Raw genomic sequence first — 22452 nt, 5'->3', positions numbered from 1 at the left:
CCAGTCGATGAAGCATTTCCATTCCCCACGCCAGAACTCGCGCGGCCACCGCGCGGCGGCGAACGGAGCGCGTCCATGAGCAGTCTGCGCGATGCGATGAGCCACGCAGCGCTGGGCTGGGTCAAGCCCGAGCTGGACGAGACCCTGCGCCAGGTGCGCAACGAGGTCGAGTACTACGCCGAAGACCCGACCGATGCCAGCCGCATGCGCATCTGCGCCGGCTACCTGCACCAGGTGCAGGGCACCCTGCGCATGGTCGAGCTGTATGCCCCGGCGATGGTGGCCGAAGAGCTGGAGCAGCTGGCCAACGCCATCGGCGCCGGCCGCGTGGCCGACCGTGATGAAGCCTGCGCAACCCTGATGCGTGGCAGCGTGCTGCTGCCCGACTATCTGGAACGCCTGCAGAACGGCCATCGCGACATTCCGATCGTCCTGATGCCGCTGCTCAACGAGATCCGTGCGTCGCGCGGCGAAGAAGGCGTCACTGACAGTGTGCTGCTGGCCTTTGCGCCGGACAGCGTCACCGCCACCGAGGCCGAGCTGGACCATGCCCGTGGCAGCCTGAGCGGGCGTAATCGCGAGCTGCTCGACACGGTCGGCAGCGCGGTGAAGGAAGAACTGCTGCGCATCAAGGATGCGCTTGACCTGCACCTGCGCACCGGTGGTGCGCCGGAACAGCTGCAGACCCAGGCCAACGAGCTCGGCGCCGTGGCCGATACGCTGGGCATGATGGGCCTGGGCGTGGCCCGCGGCGTGGTCGTGCAGCAGCGCGATGCGCTGCGCGGCGTGGTCGAAGGTCGCCAGCAGATCGACGAGAACCTGCTGCTGGATATTGCCGGTGCACTGCTGTACGTCGATGCCTCGCTGGACGACCAGGTTGCCCATCTGGGCGTCGGCGGCAGTGGCGAGGACGACCCGAGCGCGGTCGAGAACCGGCGAACGGTGGAGGTGCTGGCGCATGAAGCCATCGCCAACTTCGCCGCTGCCCGCGAGCATTTCGTCGCCTTCATCGAAACCAGCTGGAACCATGCCGAGCTGCAGGATGTGCCACGCCTGCTGGGCGATGTGTCCGGCGCGCTGCGCATGCTCGACCTGGGTACCGCCGCCGATTACCTGCGCGGCGTGCAGCAGTACATCGAGGCCGAACTGATCGGCCGCCAGCGCGTGCCCAGCGGCCGCCAACTGGACACCCTGGCCGATGCCATGGCCAGCCTGGAGTACTACCTGGAAGCCCTGCGCGACCGCCGCCCGGGCCGAGAGGACATCCTCGAAATCACCCGCAGCAGCCTCGAGGCACTGCGCTACTGGCCGCTGCCGGAGCACAATGCCGTTGCGCCGGACGCGCCGGCACTGCTGCCGGTCGAACGTGAGCCGGTTGCGTTGCAGGCCGAGCCCCTGCAGCCGGAGAGCATCGAGGTTCCGGTGCAGCCTGCGGCGCCCGCTGCCGGCGACGTGCCGGTGCCACTGCCGGACTTCACCTTCGATCCGCCGCCGGCCTCGCCGGCGCCGATGATGTCCGACAACCGCCTGATGTTCGGCGCGCTGGGCACCGTGGCAGCCGTGGCCGCCAGCACGGCTGATACCGGTGCTTCGCCGTTGCCGACGCACGACGATGCGGACGCATCGCTGGTCTTCGCGGCGTCCAGCGCACCTGCGCCGGATGTCCCGCAGTGGGAGCTGGCGCCGTTCCATCCGGAGGCCGACGCCATCGTGCCTGCCGATGACGAGCGCAGCCCGACCTTCGCCAGTTTCGATCCGGTCAGCTTCGAGCTGGCCGAGGGTGATCACTCCGGTGCGCCGCAGTGGTCGCTGTCCGGGGCGCCGCAGATGCTTGAGGAAAGCGCAGCGCCTGTGATCGATGAGAGGACGGACGCGGTGGATTCCTCCGCGACCGCTTTCGATGCTGCACCGGTGTTCGACCCGGTGGCGGCCGAACAGGATGCGGCTGCCGTGGCCGACGGCGTGGTGTTCCGCTTCGATGCCGACGCGCTGGACAACGCTGACGACGTGCTGTCGCTGCATGCGATGGAAACGCTGTCGCTGGACGATGACGCCGCGTTGCATCCGTCGCTGGAGATCGTCGATGCCGTCGTTCCGCCGCTGGCCGGGGTGGATGAGGCCCCGGATGACCTGCCGGTACCGTCGATCACGTCGCCGTTGATCGATGCGGCGGCTCCTGCGGCGGATACGTCCGCTCCGGCCGTGTCGGTGATCGATATCGACACCATCGCGCCGATCGATTTCAGCGAGGCCGACGCCCAGTTCTTCGCCGAGTTGAGTGCGGCCGCTGCCGGCTTCAATCCACAGGCGATGGCCGCTGCGGCAGCGCCGGAGGCGGTGGATTCGGCCGTTGCCGGGACCGACGCCGACACCAATGCGGGCTTCGACGCCGGGTTCGACGACGATGCCGAGAACATCGACGAGGACATCCGCGAGGTGTTCCTGGAAGAGTTCGACGATGAGCTGGCCAATCTCGGCACGCTGCTGCCGGCATGGCGCATGCAGCCGGACAACATGGACCGGCTGCGCCCGATCCGCCGCATCTTCCATACCCTCAAGGGCAGTGGCCGCCTGGTCGGCGCACGCACCCTGGGTGAGTTCGCGTGGAAGATCGAAGGCATGCTCAACCGCGTGCTGGATGGCAGCCGCGCCGCATCTCCCGCCGTGCTGGCGATGGTCGACAACGCGCATGCGGCGCTGCCGCAGCTGAACGCGGCGCTGCGCCATGGCCACCGCATCAGCGTCGACCTGCAGGCCATGCAGGCCATCGCCGATCGTGTCGGTGCAGGCGAGGAGACCTACTACGTACCCCTGGCTGGGGCCACTGCATCGGTTGCACCGGTGGCCGAAGTCGAGGGCGAAGACGAGATCATCCGCATTCTCGACGCGGAGGTTGCCGCTTCGGCGCTGGCCGATACCGCCGAGAAGGCCGAAGCCACCGGCACGCCGGCCAACATCGACAGCGTGCTGCGCGAGATTCTCGAGGCCGAGGTGGAAGTCCATCAGGCCACCCTGCAGGACTGGCTGCGTTCGGCGCAGCAGGCACCGCAGCCGGTCAGCGACGCACTCCTGCGCGCAGTGCACACCATGAACGGCGCCTTCGCGATGACCGAAGTGCCCGAGATCACGGCTGTAACCGGCGGTGCCGAGTCCTACATCAAGCGTGCACTGGCCGCCGAAGTGGTGCCGGGTGATGAAGGCGTGGCCGCGCTGGATGCGGCCGCGCAGGCGATCACCGCCACCATGGAAGCGCTGCAGGCCGAACAGCCGCGCATCGCACCGCAACAGGTACTGGCACAGCGCCTGCAGGCGCTGGCCAGCGAGTTGCCGGAAGCGCGCTGGCCGATGGTGGGCCTGGAGGACGACGAAGCTGAGCTGGCGCTGGATGACGAACCGACGGCGGAATGGGATGCGGACGCCCCGGCAGCCGTCGCGCCTGAAACCGATGCGGTCCCGCTTTCGTCCGTCGCGCCGGAGCAGGAACCACAGGCAGTTGCCGATGTCGCCGAAACCCCGGTCGAGGATGCCGCGATCGAGGGCGAGGGCGGGCTGGAGGTCGGTGAGCTGACCGCCAGCGACGATCTTTCGCGCTACTTCGATGCCGGATGGCCGTCGGTACCGGGTGAGGGAGCGGCGTCGCTACCGGTGGTCGAATCGATCCAGGTGGCCGATGACGTTCCGGGCGTTGAGGTAGACGGTGTCCAGGCGGAGGCCGAAAGCGCGCCGCTGTTGGCCGACGATGCCGGTTTGACCGTCGTGGACGATCTGTCGCCGTACCTGGATGCCAGTGCGCTGCCGGTCGACGACCGCGATGCCGAAGAGATTCCGGATGCTGTCGAAGCCGTCGCATCTGACCTGAATGCGTCCTCGTTCGATCACGTGCACGTCGCGGACGCTGAGGCATTCGAGACGCCTGCTGCACTGCCACTCGACAGCGAGCTGTCGAGCCTGCAGGATGAAATGGCTGCGCCGGGGTTTGCAGAACCGGTCTCGCTGGACGCCGCGCTCGAGGCCGGCCTGCACGTGATCGACGAAGAGCAGCCCCTGGCCGACGACGGGCAAAGGTCCGTGCTCGGCCTGCAGGCCAGCGAACTCGCGCCGGGCGAGGCGGAAGCCTTTGCCGAGGATGCGGACGTCGGCGGGGAGGCGGCGATCGGTGAAGGAGAGAGCGCCGATCAGCCGTCCCCGGCGACGGTGAATGAGGAGATCGCGGAGGCCGCGACGCCGGCCACCGCCGAACCGGTGCGGTTCTTCGAACTGGAAGACGCGCCGGGCCAGGTGGAAGTCCACGCCGAAGCTGCCGATGCCGATGCCGATGCCGTATCGGATGCCCCGGCCGTTGGCGCGCCTGACGCCGACGTGGTTGAAACCGTGGCACCCGACGTCCTTGACATCCCGGTGCCGGAAGACAGCGCCGATACGCTCGACTTCAGCGTCTACGATCGCGAGCTGGTCGACATCTTCGTCGAGGAAGGCAAGGACCTGCTCGACCACTGTGATGGCCTGATCAGCGAGCTGCGCGATGCGCCGCAGGACCGCGAGGTGCTGGCCGGCCTGCAGCGTGACCTGCATACCCTGAAGGGTGGCGCACGCATGGCCGGCATCAACGCCATCGGCGATCTTGGCCACAGCATCGAATCGTTGCTGGAAGCCGTCGCCGCTGGTCGCACCGAGATCGAACGCCGCGATGTGCAGTTGCTGGAGCGCGGATTTGATCGGCTGCACCAGCTGCTCACCCGCACCGGCGACCACCGCGTGGTGGAACCGGCGCAGGACCTGGTCGACGCGTTCGAAGTGCGTACCACCACCGATATCGCTGCGGCGGCTGCTGCAGCCGCAGCCAACGTGGCGAGCGTCGCAGAAGCCACTTCGGCACCGGTTGCCAGTCCGGCATCGGCACCGGCACTGCTTGATGCGCCACTGTCGGCACCGCTGCCGGCCGAAGGCGTGGTCGATGAAGATCCGCTGGCACGCCCGCAGCAGGAACAGGTGCGCGTGCGCGCGGATCTGCTCGACCGCCTGGTCAACCATGCCGGTGAAGTGGCGATCTACCGCTCGCGCCTCGAGCAGCAGCTCGGCGCGTTCCGTGGTGCGATGGGCGAGCTGGAGCGCACCAATGCGCGACTGCGCGACCAGCTGCGCCGGCTCGACCTGGAAACCGAAGCGCAGATCGTCGCCCGCTACCAGCGTGAGCAGGACCAGGCAGACCAGAAGTTCGATCCGCTGGAGCTGGACCGCTTCTCCACGCTGCAGCAGCTCAGCCGTGCGCTGAACGAATCGGCGGCCGACCTTGGCGGCCTGCAAGGGGTACTGGACGATCTGTCGCGCCAGTACGATTCGCTGCTGCAACAACAGTCGCGCGTCAGCTCCGAGCTGCAGGACGGCCTGATGCGCGCGCGCATGGTGCCGTTCGATGGCCTGGTGCCGCGCCTGCGCCGCGTGGTCCGCCAGTCCGGCATGGATACCGGCAAGCAGGTGCACCTGACCCTGGAAGGCACTCACGGCGAACTGGACCGCAATGTTCTCGATCGCATGGTCGCGCCGCTCGAACACATGCTGCGCAACTCGGTGGCCCATGGCCTGGAAGCGCCGGAACAGCGCCGCGCCGCCGGCAAGCCGGAAGAGGGCGAAGTTGCCATCCGCCTGCACCGTGAAGGCTCGGAAATCGTGCTGGAAGTGGCCGATGACGGTGCCGGCCTCGATCGCGAAGCGATCCGCCGCCGCGCCATCGACCGTGGCCTGTTGGCCGCCGACGCGCAGCCGAACGATCAGGAACTGGACAACCTGATTTTCGCCTCCGGTTTCTCCACCGCCGACCAGGTCAGCCAGCTGGCCGGTCGTGGCGTGGGCATGGACGTGGTGCGCAACGAAGTGCGCCAGCTGGGCGGCTCGGTCGACATCCAGTCGGTGCGCGGCCAGGGCGTGCGCTTCACCCTGCGCCTGCCGCAGACGCTGGCCGTCACCCAGGCGGTGTTCGTGCAGATCGGCGAGACCACCTTCGCCGTGCCGGTGGCCTCGGTCAGCGGTATCGGCCGCCTGTCGCGCGAACGTTTCGAGGCCGCCGACAGCAGCTACCGCTACAGCGGCGAAGACTATCCGTTGTATGACCTCGGCAGCCTGGTCGGGCAGGCCCCGGCGCGTGCCGATGGCCAGGACCAGGTGCCGCTGTTGCTGGTCCGCGCCGGCGACCTGCGTGCAGCCGTGGCGATCGATCAGGTGCTGGGCAACCGCGAAATCGTGGTCAAGCCGGTGGGCCTGCAGATCGCATCGGTACCGGGCATCTACGGTGCCACCATCACCGGCGATGGCCGCGTGGTGGTGATCCTGGACGTCGCGCCGCTGGTGCGCCGCTTCCTGGCCAATCCGACGGCACCGGTGCTGGCCAATGCGCCGCGCGACGAACGCCAGGTGCCGCTGGTGATGGTGGTGGACGATTCGCTGACCATGCGCAAGGTGACCGGGCGCATCCTCGAACGCCACAACTTCGAGGTCAGCGTCGCCCGCGACGGCGTGGAAGCACTGGAGCGCCTGGAAGAACGCGTGCCCGACCTGATGCTGTTGGACATCGAGATGCCGCGCATGGATGGTTACGAGCTGGCCACCGCGATGCGTGCCGACCCGCGCTACAGGGATGTGCCGATCGTGATGATCACCTCGCGCAGCGGCGACAAGCACCGCCAGCGTGCCTTCGAGATCGGTGTCCAGCGTTATCTGGGCAAGCCGTACCAGGAACTGGACCTGATGCGTAACGTGTACGACCTGCTGGGGATCGCCCGTGTCCGTGAGTGAAACCCATCCGGCCCCGGCCGTCGCCCTGCTGGCCCGCCCCGGTACGGCGCGTGAACGCCTGCGCGAGGCGCTGGCGCATGCCGATGTACAGCTGGTCCTGGAAGATGATCCGAACGGCCTGGAGCCGCAGGTCCTGCAGGCCGCGGCCCCGCAGTTCGTGGTGATCGCGCTGGAAGCTGCCATCGAGGACGCACTGGAACGGTTGGAATCCGTGCTCTCGGCACCGGGGCTGACCCTGGTGTTCGATGAGGCTGAGCTGGCCGCCCGCCGCGACGGCTGGGAGGCGCAACGCTGGGGGCGCCACCTGGCCGCCAAGCTGCACGGCCACCAGCAGGTGTTGCCGCCGGGCGCCGAAGAAGAGCCCAGCCTGCAGCTGGAGCCTGGCCATCCGGCGCCCGCGCCGGCGCCGCAGGAAGAAGCCCTGCGCCCGCACCTGGAACAGGCGCTGAGCTGGGCCGATGACGTTCCGGCCGACGGCCTGTATTCGCCACCGGCAGACCTGCACGAACCGATCGCGCTGGAGCAGGCCCTGGCGGCGCTGCAGCCGGTCGTGCCCGAGCCTCTGGATCCGCCTTCGGCGCCGCAGGCACTGGCCGAACCGGCGACGCCTGCGACACCGCCGGTCTCCTTCGATCACACCGCCTGGTCGCTGGTGGAAGAATCGATCGAAGCACCCGTATCGGCAGAAGCCGTGGCGCCGGTCGTCGCGCCGCAGCCCTCGTTCGATACCGATCATTTGAGCCTGGTCGATCTGGATGCCGTCGCCCCGGCCGGTGCGCGTGCCGCATCGCTGCTGGTGCTGGCCGGCATCGGTGGCCCGGATGCGTTGCGTCGCCTGCTCGGCGCACTGCCCGCGTCGTTGAGCGTGCCGGTCCTGGTGCACATGCGTCTGGATGGTGGCCGCTACGGCAACCTGGTCAAGCAGATGTCCCGCGTTTCGCCGTTGCCGGTGCAGCTGGCCGAGGCCGGCCAGCACGCGGTGCCGGGCGAGGTGCACGTGCTGGCCGATGATATCGGCGTGCGCGCGGCCAGCGATGGCCTGCATTTCCAGAGCGATGCCAACGGTATTTCGCTCGCTTCGCTGCCGGCCGAACACACCGCGCTGGTGCTGCTCAGCGGTGCCGACCTGGCCCATGTAGGCCCGGCGCTGGACCTGGCGGCCGCCGGTGCGTGGGTGGCCGGGCAGGTGGGCGAGGGCTGCTATGACCCGGCGGCGGCCACCGCCGTGGTGGCTGCCGGCATGGTGGCCGGTGAACCGCAGGAACTGGCGCAGGCGATTGCCGCGCGCTGGGGTGAGCAGGACGACAACGGAGACGCACCATGAGCTACGCCAGCAATGACGAAATCCGCGGTGTCCTGATCCAGGCCGGCAACGAGCGCGTGCTGCTGCCCAATGCCACCGTGGCCGAAATGATGTCGCGCGTGCCGGTGCAGCCGGTCTCCGATGCGCCGCGCTGGCTGGTCGGCGAGATCGGCTGGCACGGCTGGCAGGTGCCGCTGGTGTCGTTCGCACGCCTTTCGGGGCTGGGCGAAGAGACGGTGGCCGGCCACAACAAGGTGGTGGTGCTGAAGTCCCTCAGCGGCAACGCGCAGCGCCCGTACTACGCGCTGCTGACGCAGAACTTTCCGCAGCTGATCTCGGTGCCGCGCGACGGCTTGCTGGCCGACGCCTCCGAAGAAACCCTGCCGCAGACCGTGCACATGCGCGTGCTGCTGGGTGAGCAGAGTGCGCTGCTGCCGAACCTGGACGCGTTGGAAGCGGCGCTGGATTCGCTCGCCGCCTGATCCACCAGACCGGTAGTGCCGGCCGCTGGCCGGCAACCTCATGATCCGGTGGATGCCGGCCAGCGGCCGGCACTACCACGAACCTGTCCTATCCCAGGTCGCCCAACCGCGCCTGCAACGCCGCGATCGCGGCCAGCCCGGCCGTTTCCGTGCGCAGGATCCGCGGGCCCAGCTGCAGTCCCTGGAACCCTGCCGCTGCCAGCTGGTCGCGGTCGCGCGGCGACCAGCCCCCTTCCGGGCCGATTGCAATCACGATACCGCCAGCGGGAGCGGCTCCCAGCGTCGACAGGCGATGTGCTCCCTGCGGATCCAGGGTCAGCCGCAGCGTATCGGCCGGCAGTACCGCCGCAGCCTGCGCCAGCGACAGCGGCGAACCCACCTGCGGGATGCGCGCACGCCCGGACTGGCCGCAGGCCGACGTCACCACGTTGTTCCAGTGCGCCACGCGCTTCTCGGCCCGTGCTGGATCGAGCTTCACCTCGGTGCGCTCGGCGTTGACCGGAATGATCGCCGCCACGCCCAGTTCGGTGGCCTTCTGCAGGATCAGGTCCATCTTCTCGCCACGGGCGATGCCCTGCAGCAGGGTGATCGCCAGCGGTGATTCATTGTCGATGGCCTGCACAGCATCGATGCGGACCTGTACCTCGCGCTTGCCGGCCACGGTCAGTGTCGCGCTGTAGTCGTTGCCATCGCCGTTGAACAGTACGCACGTATCGCCCTCGCGCAGGCGCATCACCCGCACCAGGTGGTTGGCCGTCTCTTCCGGCAGGGTCACGGTCTGGCCGCTGTGCAGCGCCAGGTCGATGGGGCAGCGGGTCACGCGCATGCAATCGCCTCGTCGATGGCCGCCAGCGTGGTGTGTGCCAGCAGCTCCAGTTGTTCGTCATCCACGCAATAGGGTGGCATCCAGTACAGCACGTCGCCCAGCGGGCGCAGCACCACGCCGCGCTTGAGGGCGGCCTTGTAAGCGTGCAGGCCCAGCCGCAGGCCCGGATCGAAAGGCGTGCGCCTGTTGCCGTCGCGCGACAGCTCGAACGCCACCACCATGCCGGCCTGGCGCACGTCGGCCACGTGCGGATGGTCGGAAAATGGCGCCGCCAGCGTGCCCATCACCGACGCGATGCCCCGGTTGCGGGCGATCACATCGTCGTCGCGGAAGATGTCCAGCGTCGCCAGTGCCGCCGCGCAGGCCAGCGGATTGCCGGTGTAGCTGTGCGAATGCAGGAAGGCGCGCTCGCGCGAGTCGTCGAGGAAGGCGTCGTACAGCGCCTGCGTGGCCAGCACGGCGGCCAGCGGCAGGAAGCCGCCGGTCAGGCCCTTGGAAAGGCACATCAGGTCCGGCATCACCCCTGCCTGCTCGCAGGCGAACAGGGTGCCGGTGCGGCCGAATCCGGTGGCGATCTCGTCGGCGATCATGAACGCGCCATGGGCATCGCACAGTTCGCGCACGCGCTGCAGATAGACCGGGTCATGCATGCGCATGCCGCCGGCACACTGCAGGCGCGGTTCCAGGATCACCGCGCAGATCTCGCCCGGATGCTGGTCGAACAGCGTGGTCAAGCCGTCGGCAGCCTGCCGTGCGCGATCTGCCGCGCTCTGGCCCGGTTCGGCCAGGTAGGCATCGGGCGATGGCGCGAACAGGCCTTCGGCCAGCAGCGGTGCATAGACGCGGCGATACAGCGGAATATCGCCCAGCGCCAGCGCACCCAGGGTCTCGCCGTGGTAGCCGTTTTCCAGCGCGATGAAGCGCGTGCGCCGTGGCTCGCCGCGGTTCTGGAAGTACTGGAAGGCCATCTTCAGCGCCACTTCCACGCCGGCCGAGCCGTTGTCGGCGTAGAACACTTTGGCCAACGGCGCGCGGCCGGGCTGGCGTGGCGCCAGCGCCAGCAGGCGCTCGGCCAGGGTGATCGCCGGCTCGTGGCCGAAGCCCGCCAGCATCACCTGTTCCAGCTGCCCGGCCTGCGCCGCGATGGCGCCGCCGATGCGCGGCTCGGCATGGCCGAACAGGTTGGTCCACCAGCTGCTGACGGCGTCCAGGTAGCGGTGGCCGTCGTGGTCGATCAGCCATGCGCCTTCACCGCGGGCGATCGGCACCAGTGGCAGGGTGTCCGGATGCTCACGCATCTGCGTGCACGGGTGCCACAGCACCTGCAGGTCGCGTTGCCGCCAGTGCTGGGCCAGCGGGGAGGGGGTTGTGTCTGCTAGCATTTCGGGCTCATGAACATGTTGCTGCCTGCACATTCTATCGGCCCCGGCGCTGGCGCCGGCCGCCGCGGAGATTCCGCATGAACGATGACCGTGCCGGCCGTCGCTTGCCGATCATCCATCGGATCACCGATGAGGAGAACGGCCCCTTCCAGCGCCAGCATCTGGACCTGGAATTCTCCAACGGTGAACGTCGCCGGTTCGAGCGCCTGGTCAGCCGTGGCCACGGCGCGGTGGTGGTGGTGCCGATGCTCGACGATGAGACCGTGCTGCTGGTGCGTGAATACGCCGCCGGCATGCACCGCTACGAACTGGGCCTGGTCAAGGGCCGGATCGACGCCGGCGAAACCCCCGAGCAGGCCGCCGACCGCGAGCTGAAGGAAGAAGCCGGTTACGGGGCGCGCCGGGTCGACGTGCTGCGCGCAATGACCCTTGCCCCGACCTACATGAGCCACCAGTCGTGGCTGGTGGTGGCGCGCGACCTGTACCCGGAAAAGCTGGCCGGCGACGAGCCGGAAGAACTGGAAGTGGTGCCGTGGAAGCTGGCCGAACTGGACCAGCTGATGTTGCGCGAGGACTTCTCCGAGGGACGCTCGCTGGCGGCGCTGTTCATTGCCCGCCAGTGGCTGCAGGGAACGCGATGATCAAACTGACCACGGACCTGCGCGAGACCGCCATCGCCATCGCCCAGCAGGCCGGCCAAGCCATCATGCAGGTGTATGCCGATGGATTCGAGGTCCAGATCAAGGACGACAACAGCCCGGTCACCGCGGCCGACCTGGCGGCCAACCAGGTCATTGAGCTGGGCCTGCGGCAGCTGACACCGGACCTGCCGATCCTGTCCGAGGAATCGGCGCAGGTGAGCTGGGAGCAGCGCCGCCATTGGGGCGCTTACTGGCTGGTGGATCCGCTCGACGGTACCCGCGAGTTCGTCAAGCGCAACGGCGAATTCAGCGTCAACATCGCCTTGATCTACCAGGGCGCGCCGGCCTTTGGTGTGGTGCTGGCGCCGGTCACCGGCATCGTCTGGCATGCCATGCGCGGCGAGCTGGCCTATCGGCGGCAGGGCCTGCATGACACCGTGCTGCGCACCCGCACGCCGGCCACGGCTCCGCTGCGCGTTGCCGCCAGCCGCTCGCACCGCTCGCCGGAAACCGAGGCGCTGCTGGCGCGCATGGGCCGCATCGAGACCATCGCACAGGGCTCGTCACTGAAATTCTGCCGGATCGCCGAAGGCGGCCTGGATGTCTATCCGCGGCTGGGCCCGACCTCCGAATGGGATACCGCCGCCGGCCAGTGCGTGCTGCATGCCGCCGGCGGCGCGGTGCTGTCGGCGGCGACCGGCAAGCCGTTCCGCTACAACCGCCGCGAGACACTGTTGAACGGCGATTTCATTGCCCTTGGTGATACCAGCCTGCCATGGCGCGACTGGTTGTCCGACTGATCCTGGAGGCCGCATGAGCGCGCACGACACCCCCACCACCGGTAGCGCCGCAAGCAGCGAACTGGAGCGCCTGCTGGCGATCATGGCGCGGCTGCGTGACCCGCAGGGTGGCTGCCCGTGGGATCTGGAGCAGAACTTCGCGACCATCGCCCCCTACACCATCGAGGAAGCCTACGAAGTCGCCGATGCGATCGACCGGGGTGACCTGGACGATCTCTGCGACGAGCTCGGCGACCTGCTGCTGCAGGTGGTGTTCCACGCACGCATGGCCGAGGAGCAGGGCGCGTTTGCCTTCGCCGAGGTCGCCCGTGCGATCAGCGACAAGATGCAGCGCCGCCACCCGCACGTGTTCGCCGATGTCAGCGTGGACGATGCCGACGGGGTGACGCGCAACTGGGAGGCGATCAAGCGCGCCGAGCGTGCCGCCAAGGGCGAGCAGGACACCTCCGCACTGGCCGGTATCTCGCGCGGCCTGCCGGAATGGCAGCGGGCGGTGAAGCTGCAGTCGCGCGCGGCCAAGGTCGGTTTCGACTGGCCGGGTCCGCTGCCGGTGCTGGACAAGGCCGCCGAGGAGCTGCAGGAGCTGCGCGAGGAGTTCGAACGCGGCGATGTCGCGGGCAACAAGGCGCGCCTGCAGGAAGAACTGGGCGACCTGCTGTTCGTCTGCGCGAACCTGGCGCGTCATGCCGATATCGATCTGGGCGCTGCACTGCGCGGTGCCAACCACAAGTTCGAGCGTCGCTTCCGCGCGATGGAAGCGCAGGCCGACGCACAGGGTGAGGCGTTGGCCGAACTGGACCTGGATGCGCAGGAAGCACTGTGGCAGCAGGCCAAGGCAGCAGAGAAGGCGTGAAAACGCTTGGCCTGTTCCTGCTGACCGCGCTGGCCGAGATCGTTGGCTGCTACCTGCCATGGTTGTGGCTGCGCAAGGGAGGCAGCGTCTGGCTGCTGCTGCCGGCGGCGGCCAGCCTGGCCCTGTTCGCCTGGCTGCTGACCCTGCACCCGACGGCCAGTGGACGGGTCTATGCCGCCTACGGTGGCGTCTACATCGGCACCGCGCTGTTCTGGCTGTGGCAGGTCGATGGCATTCGTCCCAGCCGCTGGGACCTGCTGGGCGCAGCGCTGTGCCTGGCCGGCATGGCGGTGATCATGTTCGGGCCGCGCACCTCGTCAGTGTAGAGCCGAGCCATGCTCGGCTGCTCTTCCTTCCGGCCGCGCTGGCACGCGCAAGCCGAGCATGGCTCGGCTCTACAAGGGCAGCGCTGCCTTCCGGAAGGCGCATGATGTGGGCGACCCTGGTCCCCGGAGCCTGCTCATGTCCCGCTTCGCCAGCTTCCGCGAGTTCTATCCGTTCTATCTCAGCGAGCACCGCCACCCGGTATCGCGGCGGCTGCACTTCATCGGCAGTTGCGGGTTCCTGCTGCTGGTCGCCACTGCCTTGCTGCGCGGCCAGCCGCTGTTCCTGCTTGGCGCCCTGTTCTGCGGCTACGGGTTCGCCTGGGTCGGCCATTTTTTCTTCGAGAAGAACAGACCGGCGACGTTCCGCCATCCGCTGTACTCGTTCATGGGTGACTGGGTGATGTTCCTCGACATCCTGCGTGGGCGGGTGCGCCTGTAGCGGGCGGCTGCGGTGCCTTGCGGGGCATTGCCTCGCCGGCAGAGGAAAGGGCGGGGCGGGTTGCACTTCCGCTTGCATGAACCGCTGCGCTGCGGCACGCCTGCGGGCGACCGATCTGGGATAATGGGGTTTCCTGTTTCCTCTGCTGCCGGACCCGGTCATGACCCAGAAGACGCTGCTCAACGATACCCACCGCGCCCTTGGCGCCAAGATGGTCGATTTCGGGGGTTGGGACATGCCCATCCACTACGGCTCGCAGCTGGACGAGCACCATCTGGTGCGCCGTGAGTCCGGCGTGTTCGACGTCAGCCACATGACGGTGGTCGACCTGCGTGGTGACCAGGTCAAGCCGTTCCTGCGCCGCCTGCTGGCCAACTCGGTCGACAAGCTGAAGGTGACCGGCAAGGCACTGTACTCGTGCATGCTGAATCCGCGCGGCGGCGTCATCGACGACCTGATCGTCTACTACCTGGGCGACGACTTCTTCCGCATGGTGGTCAATGCCTCTACCCGCGAGAAGGACCTGGCCTGGCTGCGCGAGCAGGCTGCGCCGTTCGGCGTCGCCGTCGAGCAGCGCCCGGACCTGGCCATCCTCGCCGTGCAGGGCCCGCAGGCGCGCGACATCGTGATCGGCCTGGCCCGCGAAGCCGACCGCGCAGCGTTGACCAAGCTGGGCCGCTTCGCCGCCCTGCAGGTGCAGTCCGATGACGGCGTCGAGCTGTTCGTCGCGCGCACCGGCTACACCGGTGAAGATGGTTTCGAGATCCTGCTTCCGCAGGACGCCGTGGTCGCCTTCTGGAACCGCCTGCTGGCGGCGGGCGTGAAGCCGGCCGGCCTTGGCGCGCGCGACACCCTGCGCCTGGAAGCGGGCATGAACCTGTACGGCCAGGACATGGACGAAGAGATCAGCCCGTACGAAGCGGCGCTGGCCTGGACCGTGTCGCTGGACGAAGGCCGCGACTTCATCGGCCGCGACGTGCTGGAGGCGCAGAAGAGCGCCGGCACCGCGCGCCAGATGATCGGTCTGGTGATGGACGAGAAGGGCGTGCTGCGCCACGGCCAGACGGTCACCACGGCCAGCGGCCAGGGCGAGATCCTGTCCGGCACTTTCTCGCCGACGCTGGCCAAGGGCATCGCCTTCGCCCGCGTGCCGGCCGGTGAACTCGGCGAGGTCACCGTCGACATCCGCGGCCGTCAGGTGCCGGTGCGGGTGGTCAAGTTCCCGTTCGTTCGGGAAGGCCAGGCGCAGCCCGGCGTGCTCACCGACGCCTGATCCGTACGTGCCGGTCGTCACTGACAGCAGTGGCGGCCGGTTGGTTACACTAGCCCCGTTTTTTCCACCCCTGCATATCTCTGGAGCAGTCCCATGAGCGAGATCCCCGGCGACCTCAAGTTCCTCAAGTCCCATGAGTGGGCCCGTGTCGAAGGCAATGGCCGCGTCACCGTCGGTATTTCCGACCACGCCCAGGGCCTGCTGGGTGACCTGGTCTACGTCGAACTGCCGGAAGTCGGCGCCGACGCCAAGGCTGGCGAGCAGATCGCCGTCGTCGAGTCGGTGAAGGCCGCCTCGGACGTCTACAGCCCGATCAGCGGCAAGGTCGTCGAGGTCAACTCGGCCCTGTCCGACAAGCCGGAAACCATCAACGAAGATGCCTACGGCGAAGGCTGGATGTTCGTGGTCGAACTGACCAACGCCGATGAGGTCAACGAGCTGCTGGACCCGGACGCGTACGCCGAAGCCCTGGAGAACGAAGACCACTGAGTCGTCGTTTCCGGATTCTGGAACGGCCACCTTCGGGTGGCCGTTTTTGTTTTGGCGACTGCACCGGACTCATGACGCGGGGTTCGCTGCGCACCCTCGGCGTGGCATCAGCCGACAGGCGAACGGTGCCGATGGGCGTGCGCAGTTTTGCGCAAATCCGCGTTTCAGCCCCGCGCCGACGTACTCGGATGTGAAAACTTTTCGCCCCCTGTTGCGGCGCTGTTGTGCTGGCGTTGGTGGCGGCGACGGTGACCATCGACGTCGCACGCGCGATGCCGTTGCGAGTCTGTGTCTAGATGCGCGGAGTGCTTATTTCAAGTGCTTTTTGTTCAACGTATGCATCGATTCCGGTGCATGCAGCACGCTTGCGCGACGCTTCAACCGCCATGGCGGGCCGCGTAGAGCAGTGGCGCCGACGGCGCTCGGAAAGGCGCGGATGTGAAAATTTTTCGCGGGGGTTGTTGACAGTAAAAAAAACCGTGATTAGGTTTCGCCTCAGCAGACCTTGCCTGCCCAACCGAGTGCGCAGAATCAATCGTCCGATGCGAAGCAGCCCCTTCAAGACCACCGCGACCCTGATGACGGTGGACACGGCCCCGCTTCCCCCGGAGAAATGCAAGGCACCTTCCGTTCCGATGTCCGCTCCGCCGATCGAGGCGGGCATCGCCGCATCCGTAACGGCGCGCTTGACGCGCCGGCGGTCCCCGCACGCAGCATCCGCGGGTTTGATCCAACTGGGCGTTTCAACTCCCTATCACTGACGAGGAGCCATCCCATGGCAACCAAGAAAGCTGCGAAGAAGAAGCCCGCCGCCAAGAAAGCGGTGAAGAAGGTCGCGAAGAAGGCCGCTGCCAAGAAGGCAGTGAAGAAGGTCGCGAAGAAGGCGACTGCCAAGAAGGCAGTGAAGAAGGCGGCGAAGAAGGTCGCCAAGAAGACCACTGCGAAGAAGGCAGTGAAGAAGGCGGCGAAGAAGGTCGCCAAGAAGTCCACTGCCAAGAAGGCCGTCAAGAAGACCGCGAAGAAGGCGGCCAAGAAGGCCACCAAGAAGACTGCCAAGAAGGCTACGGCCCGCAAGCCGGCCAAGAAGGTCGCAAAGAAGGCGACTGCCAAGAAGGCCGTCAAGAAGACCGCCAAGAAGGCAGTAAAGAAGACCGCGAAGAAGGCCACCAAGAAGGCTGCCCCGAAGAAGGCAGCGAAGAAGGTTGCCAAGCGCAAGCCGGCCGCCCGCAAGAAGAAGGCCGCTCCGGTCGCTCTGCCGGCAACCCCGGCGCCGCTGATCTAAGTACTTCCCGATAGCCGCATCCTGAAACCCCCTTCCCTGGCTGCCCAGCGGGGAGGGGGTTTTTTTATGGGCGGCTTCGGTCGCCTGGTTGGGCGATTGCCGGCGGGAATCGTTCCACCAGGAAGTCGAGGAAGCTGCGCAGGCGGGTGGAATGGTAACGATCGTGCGCATAGACCACGTGCATCGGCCGACCGGCCTGGCCGTGCCCTGGGAGCAGCTGCACCAGTCGCCCAGCCTCGACATCGGCTGCCAGCAGCAGCGTCGACTGCAGGATGATGCCCAGGCCATGCAGCGCCGCCGAACGCAGCGCTTCGCCACTGTTGATCTGCAGCCGGCCGTCGGGCACGTGGTCGAGCTCGCCAGCGTCGTCCTGCAGCCACTGCGCAAGTGCACTCGGTTCGAACGACAGGCATTGATGGCCGGCAAGTGCATGCACGCTGTCTGGCGCGCCATGCCTGGCCAGATACGCCGGCGAGGCGCACATCATCAGGCGATAAGGGGCCAGGGCTCGCGCCACCAGCACGCTGCTGTCGGCCAGCGTGCCGCGATCCGCAGCGCCGCTTCGAAGCCCTCTTCGGCGAGGTCGACTACGCGATCGGTCAGCGTCGCTTCGACCCGGACATCCGGATGGCGCGCCATGTACTCGGCCAGTGCCGGTACCAGTGCATGCGTACCGAAGATCACCGGTGCACTGATGCGCAGCGTGCCCGCCGGTGCCAGGTGCTGGTGCTGCGCCTGCGCATCGGTTTCGTCCACCAGGCGCAGGATCTCCCGGCAGCGCGTGTAGTAGTCCTGGCCGAACGGCGTCGTGTGCTGGCGCCGGGTGGTTCGGCTCAACAGCTGCATGCCCAGCCGTGATTCCAATGCACGCAGATGCTTGCCGGCCATCGTCGCGGAGATGTCCATCGCCGCAGCTGCAGCACTGAGGCTGCCTTTGTCCACGATCAGCACGTAGACCTGCATGCTTTCCAGCAGGTTCATCTGACACCCCGGGTGTTGAATGCTGAAACCTGCGCGGAGTTTATCAATCAGGGGTGATCAAACAGCATGTCGTGCAAGGGCTGGATTGGCCGGCCATGCGGACAGGAGAACACCATGGACTTGAATCTTGCAGGCCGCACCGCTTTGGTGACGGGCGCGGCCAGTGGCATCGGTGCCGCCGTCGCCAGGCAGCTGGCGGCCCAGGGCGTGCGCGTTGCCATCACGTCACGGCAGCGGGCACCGCTGCAGGCGCTTGCGGCGCGGATCGAAGCCGAAGGCGGCGCGGCACCGGTCATCGTGGCCGGCGATGTCACCGTGGCCGGTGACGTCCGGTACATCGCGCAGGCATCCCGGGAGGCATTGCAACGCGTCGACATCCTGGTCAACGCCGCAGGTGGCTCCCGGCCGACCACCGTCGATGCCGATGATGATGTCTGGGAGGAAGCGATCGCCCTGAACTTTTCCGCCGCGCGGCGGATGACCCAGGCGCTGTTGCCTGGCATGCAGGCGCAGGCATGGGGACGGGTGATCAATTTCAGTGGTTCGATGGAACCGCGTGCGGTGAACGCGGCCACCGCGGCGAAGGCGGCGCTGCATCTGTGGAGCAAGGGGCTGTCGTCGGAGGTGGCCGGGCAGGGCATTACGGTGAATGCGATTGCACCGGGGCGCATCAACAGCGCGCAGATCCTGGAACGCCTGCATCCCACCGAGGAAAGCCGACGTGCGTTCATCGCCAGCAACATCCCGATCGGACGCTTCGGTGAACCCGAGGAAGTGGCGCCACTGGTGGCGTTCCTGTCCTCGCCGCTGGCCGGCTATATCACAGGCGCGGTGATTCCGGTGGACGGCGGCATGCACTACTTCGCGCACTAATGCTGCGGAGCTGTAGAGCCGAGCCCATGCTCGGCCGCCTTGCGCCAGGATTCCGCTCAGCCGAGCACGGCTCGGCTCGGCCCTGCACAACAACAAAAAGGGCGGCCCGCAGGCCGCCCTTCGCACACCCGATCGAGCCCGCCTTATCAGCGCGGCGACGCCACCGCACGATTGCCCGAGGCGCCCTTGCCCTTGCGCTTGTCCTGCTGCGCCGGGCTGGCGCCCTCGGCCATCAGGTTGTCGCTGCCGAAGTCGGTGTCCACGTCCAGCCAGCGCTGCGCCGGCAGGCCGAGCGCGGAGTCGAGCACGGTCGGCAGCAGGCCGCTGGGCAGGCTGCTTTCGCCATTCCACATGATGGCGATGCCCAGATCGCGTTCCGGCACCAGCGCGACCAGGCCGCGATAGCCCTGCACGGCACCGGCATGGAACACCACGTCGTGGCCGGCGTAGTCGAAGGTGCGCCAGCCCAGGGCGTAGCCGGCCGAGTGCAGGCGCTCGCGGCGCCAGCCAGAACGCATCTCGCCGGGGGTGCTGATCAGGCTCGAATGCAGGGTGGCCAGCAGCGGTGCCGGCAGCACGTCGGGGCGGTGGCCGGTGTGGGCGAGCAGCCACTGCGCCATGTCGCTGGCGCTGGCATTGACGCCGGCCGCCGGGGCGACCCGGTAGTAGGTCGGCTTCGGCGTCAGCGAGACCCAGCCGTTGCGGCTGCGCACATGCGGACGCGCCCAGCGCGAGCTGGCCTGGATGCCGGCCAGGCCGAGGCTGGCATCGTTCATGCCCAGCGGCTTGAAGATGCGGCGCTCGACCGACTGCTCGTAGAAGCTGCCGGAGGCCGCGTAGACGACATCGCCGATCAGGCTGAAGGCTACGTTCTGGTAGGCATAGCAGTCGCCCGGCAGGCACTTCAGGCTGGTGTTGGCCAGTTTCTGGGTCAGCGCGTAGTACTCGGCGTTGCCTTCGATGTCGCGGTCGTAGGCGTTGTAGGGCAGGCCGACGCGATGGCTGAGCACGTCGGCCACGGTCAGGCGATCAGTGGCTTCCGGCGAGTTCAGGCGGAAGCCCGGCACGTAGTCGGTGACCTTGCTGTCCCAGCGCAGCGTGCCGTCGTTGACCAGCAGGCCGGCCATGGTGCCGGCGAAGGCCTTGGACAGCGAGGCCAGGCGGAACACGGTGTGCGCATCGACCGGCAGCGGATTGTTGACGTCGGTGACGCCATAGCCGCGCGCGCTGAGGATGCGGCCGCCCTGCACGATCGCCACGGCCATGCCCGGCACGCGTTCGCCATAGGTGAGCTGCTGCGCCATCGATTCGATGTTGGCGACGTTGAAGCCGGGCGCCGGGGCCTGCACGCGCGGCACCAGGCCGGTGCGGTAGGCCGCCGGCTGGGTGTGGGCGACAGTGGGACCCGCAGCGGATTCGATGTTGGTCGGCATCGGCGGCAATGCCGGCGGTGTCTGCGCGGTGGTGGACAAGGCAACGGGCATCAGCATGCCCAGCAAACCGGTGGCCGCCGAACGGATCGGGCGACGCAGGCTGTTCTTTTTCATCGGTTGGACCCGTGCGCGACTGCTGATGGCGATTCTAGCGCCGCTTTTCCCTTGTGCACAAACAAAGCGAAGATGAATGCGCATCTCGTTGAAAAATTTGGAATTTGAGGCGCTGGAAGCATGTATCGGAACGTGTCATCCCGGGCTGATCAGCGGAGCTGATCCGCCCGCAGGAAGGCGCGTCGCGCTGGCGATGTTGCGGTGCATTGGCTAACGTACGCGTTTCATCGCCCCGGAGCCTGCCATGCCGCTGTCCAACCGCCGTCTTCAGGCGAGGGACACCGCGTGAGTGCGGTACGGGGGAAGGGGCCGCTGCAGGGCCTGACGGCGGCACTGCGCGAGTCGCCGGCGCTGTGGTGGTCGTTCCTGTACTTCTTCTGCCTGCTCAGCGGCTACTACGTGCTGCGCCCGGTGCGTGAGGCCATGGCCGCCTCGGCAGACCTGGAAACGGTGTTCCCGCCCGTGCTGATCGCCTGGTTCGCCAACCACGGCGTCGCGTTGAAGGACTTCGTGCTGCAGTTCCTGTTCTCCTGCGTGTTCGTGATCATGCTGGTGCTGCAGCCGGTGTACGGCTGGCTGGTCAGCCGCTTCCCACGACGGGTGTTCCTGCCGGCGGTGTATGGCTTCTTCATCGTGACCCTGCTGGGCTTCTACATGATGTTCGACAGCGGCGTGCCGGGCCGCGGCATGGCCTTCTTCTTCTGGATCACCGTCTTCAACCTGTTCGCGGTGGCGGTGTTCTGGAGCTTCATGGCCGATGTGTTCTCCAATGTGCAGGCCCGGGCCTTCTATGGATACATTGGCGCGGCGGGCACCGTCGGTGCCTTCCTCGGCCCGTTGATCACCAGTGCGCTGGTGCAGCGCGTGGGCATCGCCAACCTCATGCTGGTCTCGGCGGGATTCCTGGTCGTGTGCCTGTTGTGCATCTGGCGGCTGCGGCACTGGGCGGTGCTGCGCGAACGCGAGCAGCAGCTGGTGTCCGGCGAGCAGCCGATGGGCGGCAGCGTGCTGGACGGCCTGAAATTGATCGTGCGCGAGCCGCTGCTGCGCTGGCTGGCGGTGATGGTGGTGTTCGGGGTGGGCGTCGGCACGCTGCTGTACAATCAGCAGGCCAGCATCGTGCGCGCGGCCTTCACCGACCCGGCGGCCAGTACCGCGTTCTTCTCGCGCATCGACCTGGCGGTGAATGCGCTGGCGCTGTTGATGCAGCTGGGCCTGACCCGTTGGTTGCTGTCGCGCCACGGCATCGCGCCGGCACTGCTGATTCCCGGTTTCGCGATCCTGATCGGCTTTTCGGTGCTGGCGGCCTCGCCGATGCCGCTGATGGTCGCGGTAGTGCAGGTGATGACCCGGGCCAGCGAATTCGCACTGGCCAAGCCGGCGCGCGAGACAATCTACACGCGCGTGGACCGGCAGTGGCGCTACAAGGCCGGCGCAGCGATCGACACCGTGGTCTACCGCGGTGCGGACCTGAGCTTTGCCTGGGTGCACAAGGGCCTGTCATTGTTCGGCTCGCACGTAGTGTTCATCGGCGGCATGCTGGTGGCCGCGTGCATGACCGCAGCCGCGTTCGGTGTACTGCGCGAAGAAAAGAAACTGCCGCGCGACCGATGATTTCCCGGGCTCCGAGCCCCATCCCTGTCCAAGGAACCGCCCATGTACTGGATCGCACTCGCCCTGACCTTGCTGGTCGCACTGCTGCACGTCTATTTCCTGGCGCTTGAGATGTTCCTGTGGACCCGCCCGCTGGGTCTGAAGACGTTCCGCAACACGCCGGAGAAGGCGGCGACCACGCGCGTGCTGGCGGCCAACCAGGGCTTGTACAACGGCTTCCTGGCAGCAGGCATCGTGGTGGGGCTGGTGATCGGGCAGCCGGTGCTGGTGACGTTCTCGCTGGCCTGCGTGGTGGTGGCGGGGTGCTATGGGGCGTACAGCGTGAGCCGCCGGATCTTCATGATCCAGGCGGTGCCTGCGATCCTGGCGTTGGTTCTTCGCGCGATGGTGTGATTCCAGCCAACGGCGCAGCCCCTCGTGGGGTGGTCGCGTAGAGCTTGTCATGGGGGGGGCCGGGGGGGTTGGGTTCGCGGGGGACGCCGCAAGTACGTCCGTGTAGGCTTGGCCGCGGCATCCATGCCGCGGACACCCCCGCGAACCCAACCCGCCCGA

General features: G+C 67.6%; 18 protein-coding genes and 1 pseudogene. 14 read left to right on the top strand and 5 right to left on the bottom strand.

Features of this window, described 5'->3' with window-relative positions:
* Positions 1-75 precede the first annotated feature (75 nt).
* Genes PEM_RS12855 through PEM_RS12845 form a run of 3 tightly spaced genes read left to right on the top strand, consistent with a single transcriptional unit; the run spans position 76 to position 8574 of the window.
* Positions 76-6789, top strand: coding sequence for an Hpt domain-containing protein (locus tag PEM_RS12855; protein ID WP_111129459.1), 6714 nt, complete (start codon positions 76-78; stop codon positions 6787-6789).
* Positions 6776-8113 carry a chemotaxis protein CheB gene (locus PEM_RS12850; protein WP_095379270.1) on the top strand — a complete coding sequence of 446 codons (1338 nt, stop codon included), beginning with the start codon at positions 6776-6778 and terminating at the stop codon, positions 8111-8113. The genes PEM_RS12855 and PEM_RS12850 overlap by 14 nt, the downstream gene beginning before the upstream one ends.
* Entirely contained in the window at positions 8110-8574 is a 465-nt protein-coding gene (locus PEM_RS12845; RefSeq protein ID WP_005418442.1) for a chemotaxis protein CheW, read from the top strand. The genes PEM_RS12850 and PEM_RS12845 overlap by 4 nt, the downstream gene beginning before the upstream one ends.
* Positions 8575-8662: 88 nt before the next feature.
* Here PEM_RS12845 and PEM_RS12840 read toward each other — a convergent pair whose 3' ends face one another.
* Positions 8663-9400, bottom strand: a complete 738-nt coding sequence (locus PEM_RS12840) for a 16S rRNA (uracil(1498)-N(3))-methyltransferase (RefSeq protein WP_005418440.1) — start codon at positions 9398-9400, stop codon at positions 8663-8665.
* Positions 9391-10782 carry an adenosylmethionine--8-amino-7-oxononanoate transaminase gene (gene bioA, locus PEM_RS12835; protein ID WP_220075545.1) on the bottom strand — a complete coding sequence of 464 codons (1392 nt, stop codon included), beginning with the start codon at positions 10780-10782 and terminating at the stop codon, positions 9391-9393. The genes PEM_RS12840 and bioA overlap by 10 nt, the downstream gene beginning before the upstream one ends.
* A gap of 77 nt (positions 10783-10859) precedes the next feature.
* On the opposite strand from bioA, the gene nudE reads away from it, so the two are divergent.
* The 7 genes from nudE to gcvH all read left to right on the top strand — a co-directional run bounded on the left by nudE (position 10860) and on the right by gcvH (position 15603).
* A complete protein-coding gene (nudE, locus tag PEM_RS12830; protein WP_005418435.1) occupies positions 10860-11423 on the top strand; it encodes an ADP compounds hydrolase NudE in 564 nt (187 codons plus the stop codon).
* Positions 11420-12223: a 3'(2'),5'-bisphosphate nucleotidase CysQ gene (cysQ, locus tag PEM_RS12825; RefSeq protein WP_005418434.1), complete on the top strand. Its 804-nt coding sequence runs from the start codon at positions 11420-11422 to the stop codon at positions 12221-12223. The genes nudE and cysQ overlap by 4 nt, the downstream gene beginning before the upstream one ends.
* Before the next feature lie 13 nt (positions 12224-12236).
* Entirely contained in the window at positions 12237-13076 is an 840-nt protein-coding gene (mazG, locus tag PEM_RS12820) for a nucleoside triphosphate pyrophosphohydrolase (RefSeq protein WP_111129455.1), read from the top strand.
* On the top strand, positions 13073-13402 hold the full coding sequence (locus PEM_RS12815; RefSeq protein WP_111129454.1) for a YnfA family protein: 330 nt from the start codon (positions 13073-13075) through the stop codon (positions 13400-13402). Before mazG ends, PEM_RS12815 begins: the two co-directional genes overlap by 4 nt.
* A 136-nt stretch (positions 13403-13538) precedes the next feature.
* Positions 13539-13841: a DUF962 domain-containing protein gene (locus PEM_RS12810; RefSeq protein WP_111129408.1), complete on the top strand. Its 303-nt coding sequence runs from the start codon at positions 13539-13541 to the stop codon at positions 13839-13841.
* Between the two features lie 160 nt (positions 13842-14001).
* On the top strand, positions 14002-15114 hold the full coding sequence (gene gcvT, locus PEM_RS12805) for a glycine cleavage system aminomethyltransferase GcvT (RefSeq protein ID WP_005418427.1): 1113 nt from the start codon (positions 14002-14004) through the stop codon (positions 15112-15114).
* Positions 15115-15207: 93 nt separating this feature from the next.
* Positions 15208-15603 carry a glycine cleavage system protein GcvH gene (gcvH, locus tag PEM_RS12800; RefSeq protein ID WP_005418426.1) on the top strand — a complete coding sequence of 132 codons (396 nt, stop codon included), beginning with the start codon at positions 15208-15210 and terminating at the stop codon, positions 15601-15603.
* A 292-nt stretch (positions 15604-15895) separates the two neighbouring features.
* Here the strand turns inward: gcvH and PEM_RS20305 are convergent, their stop codons facing one another.
* A complete protein-coding gene (locus PEM_RS20305) occupies positions 15896-16267 on the bottom strand; it encodes a hypothetical protein (RefSeq protein WP_141239399.1) in 372 nt (123 codons plus the stop codon).
* Between the two features lie 111 nt (positions 16268-16378).
* On the opposite strand from PEM_RS20305, the gene PEM_RS12795 reads away from it, so the two are divergent.
* Positions 16379-16885, top strand: coding sequence for a hypothetical protein (locus tag PEM_RS12795; protein ID WP_032954412.1), 507 nt, complete (start codon positions 16379-16381; stop codon positions 16883-16885).
* 64 nt (positions 16886-16949) lie between these two features.
* Here PEM_RS12795 and PEM_RS20610 read toward each other — a convergent pair.
* Positions 16950-17866, bottom strand: a pseudogene (locus PEM_RS20610) (LysR family transcriptional regulator).
* A gap of 114 nt (positions 17867-17980) precedes the next feature.
* Between PEM_RS20610 and PEM_RS12785 the strand changes: the two are divergent.
* Entirely contained in the window at positions 17981-18739 is a 759-nt protein-coding gene (locus PEM_RS12785) for an SDR family oxidoreductase (protein WP_005418423.1), read from the top strand.
* Between the two features lie 146 nt (positions 18740-18885).
* Here PEM_RS12785 and PEM_RS12780 read toward each other — a convergent pair whose 3' ends face one another.
* Positions 18886-20286 carry a serine hydrolase domain-containing protein gene (locus tag PEM_RS12780; RefSeq protein WP_005418422.1) on the bottom strand — a complete coding sequence of 467 codons (1401 nt, stop codon included), beginning with the start codon at positions 20284-20286 and terminating at the stop codon, positions 18886-18888.
* 285 nt (positions 20287-20571) lie between these two features.
* On the opposite strand from PEM_RS12780, the gene PEM_RS12775 reads away from it, so the two are divergent.
* A complete protein-coding gene (locus tag PEM_RS12775; RefSeq protein WP_005418421.1) occupies positions 20572-21900 on the top strand; it encodes an MFS transporter in 1329 nt (442 codons plus the stop codon).
* Between the two features lie 42 nt (positions 21901-21942).
* Positions 21943-22293 (top strand): DUF1304 domain-containing protein, encoded by a 351-nt coding sequence (locus PEM_RS12770; RefSeq protein ID WP_095379254.1) that lies wholly within the window; start codon positions 21943-21945, stop codon positions 22291-22293.
* Positions 22294-22452 lie beyond the last annotated feature (159 nt).

It is taken from the genome of Stenotrophomonas sp. Pemsol (genome assembly GCF_003586545.1).
GTDB lineage: Bacteria > Pseudomonadota > Gammaproteobacteria > Xanthomonadales > Xanthomonadaceae > Stenotrophomonas > Stenotrophomonas sepilia.
The sequence above is the reverse complement of the archived record's forward strand: the minus strand, read 5'-3'. Positions and strand labels throughout refer to the sequence as shown.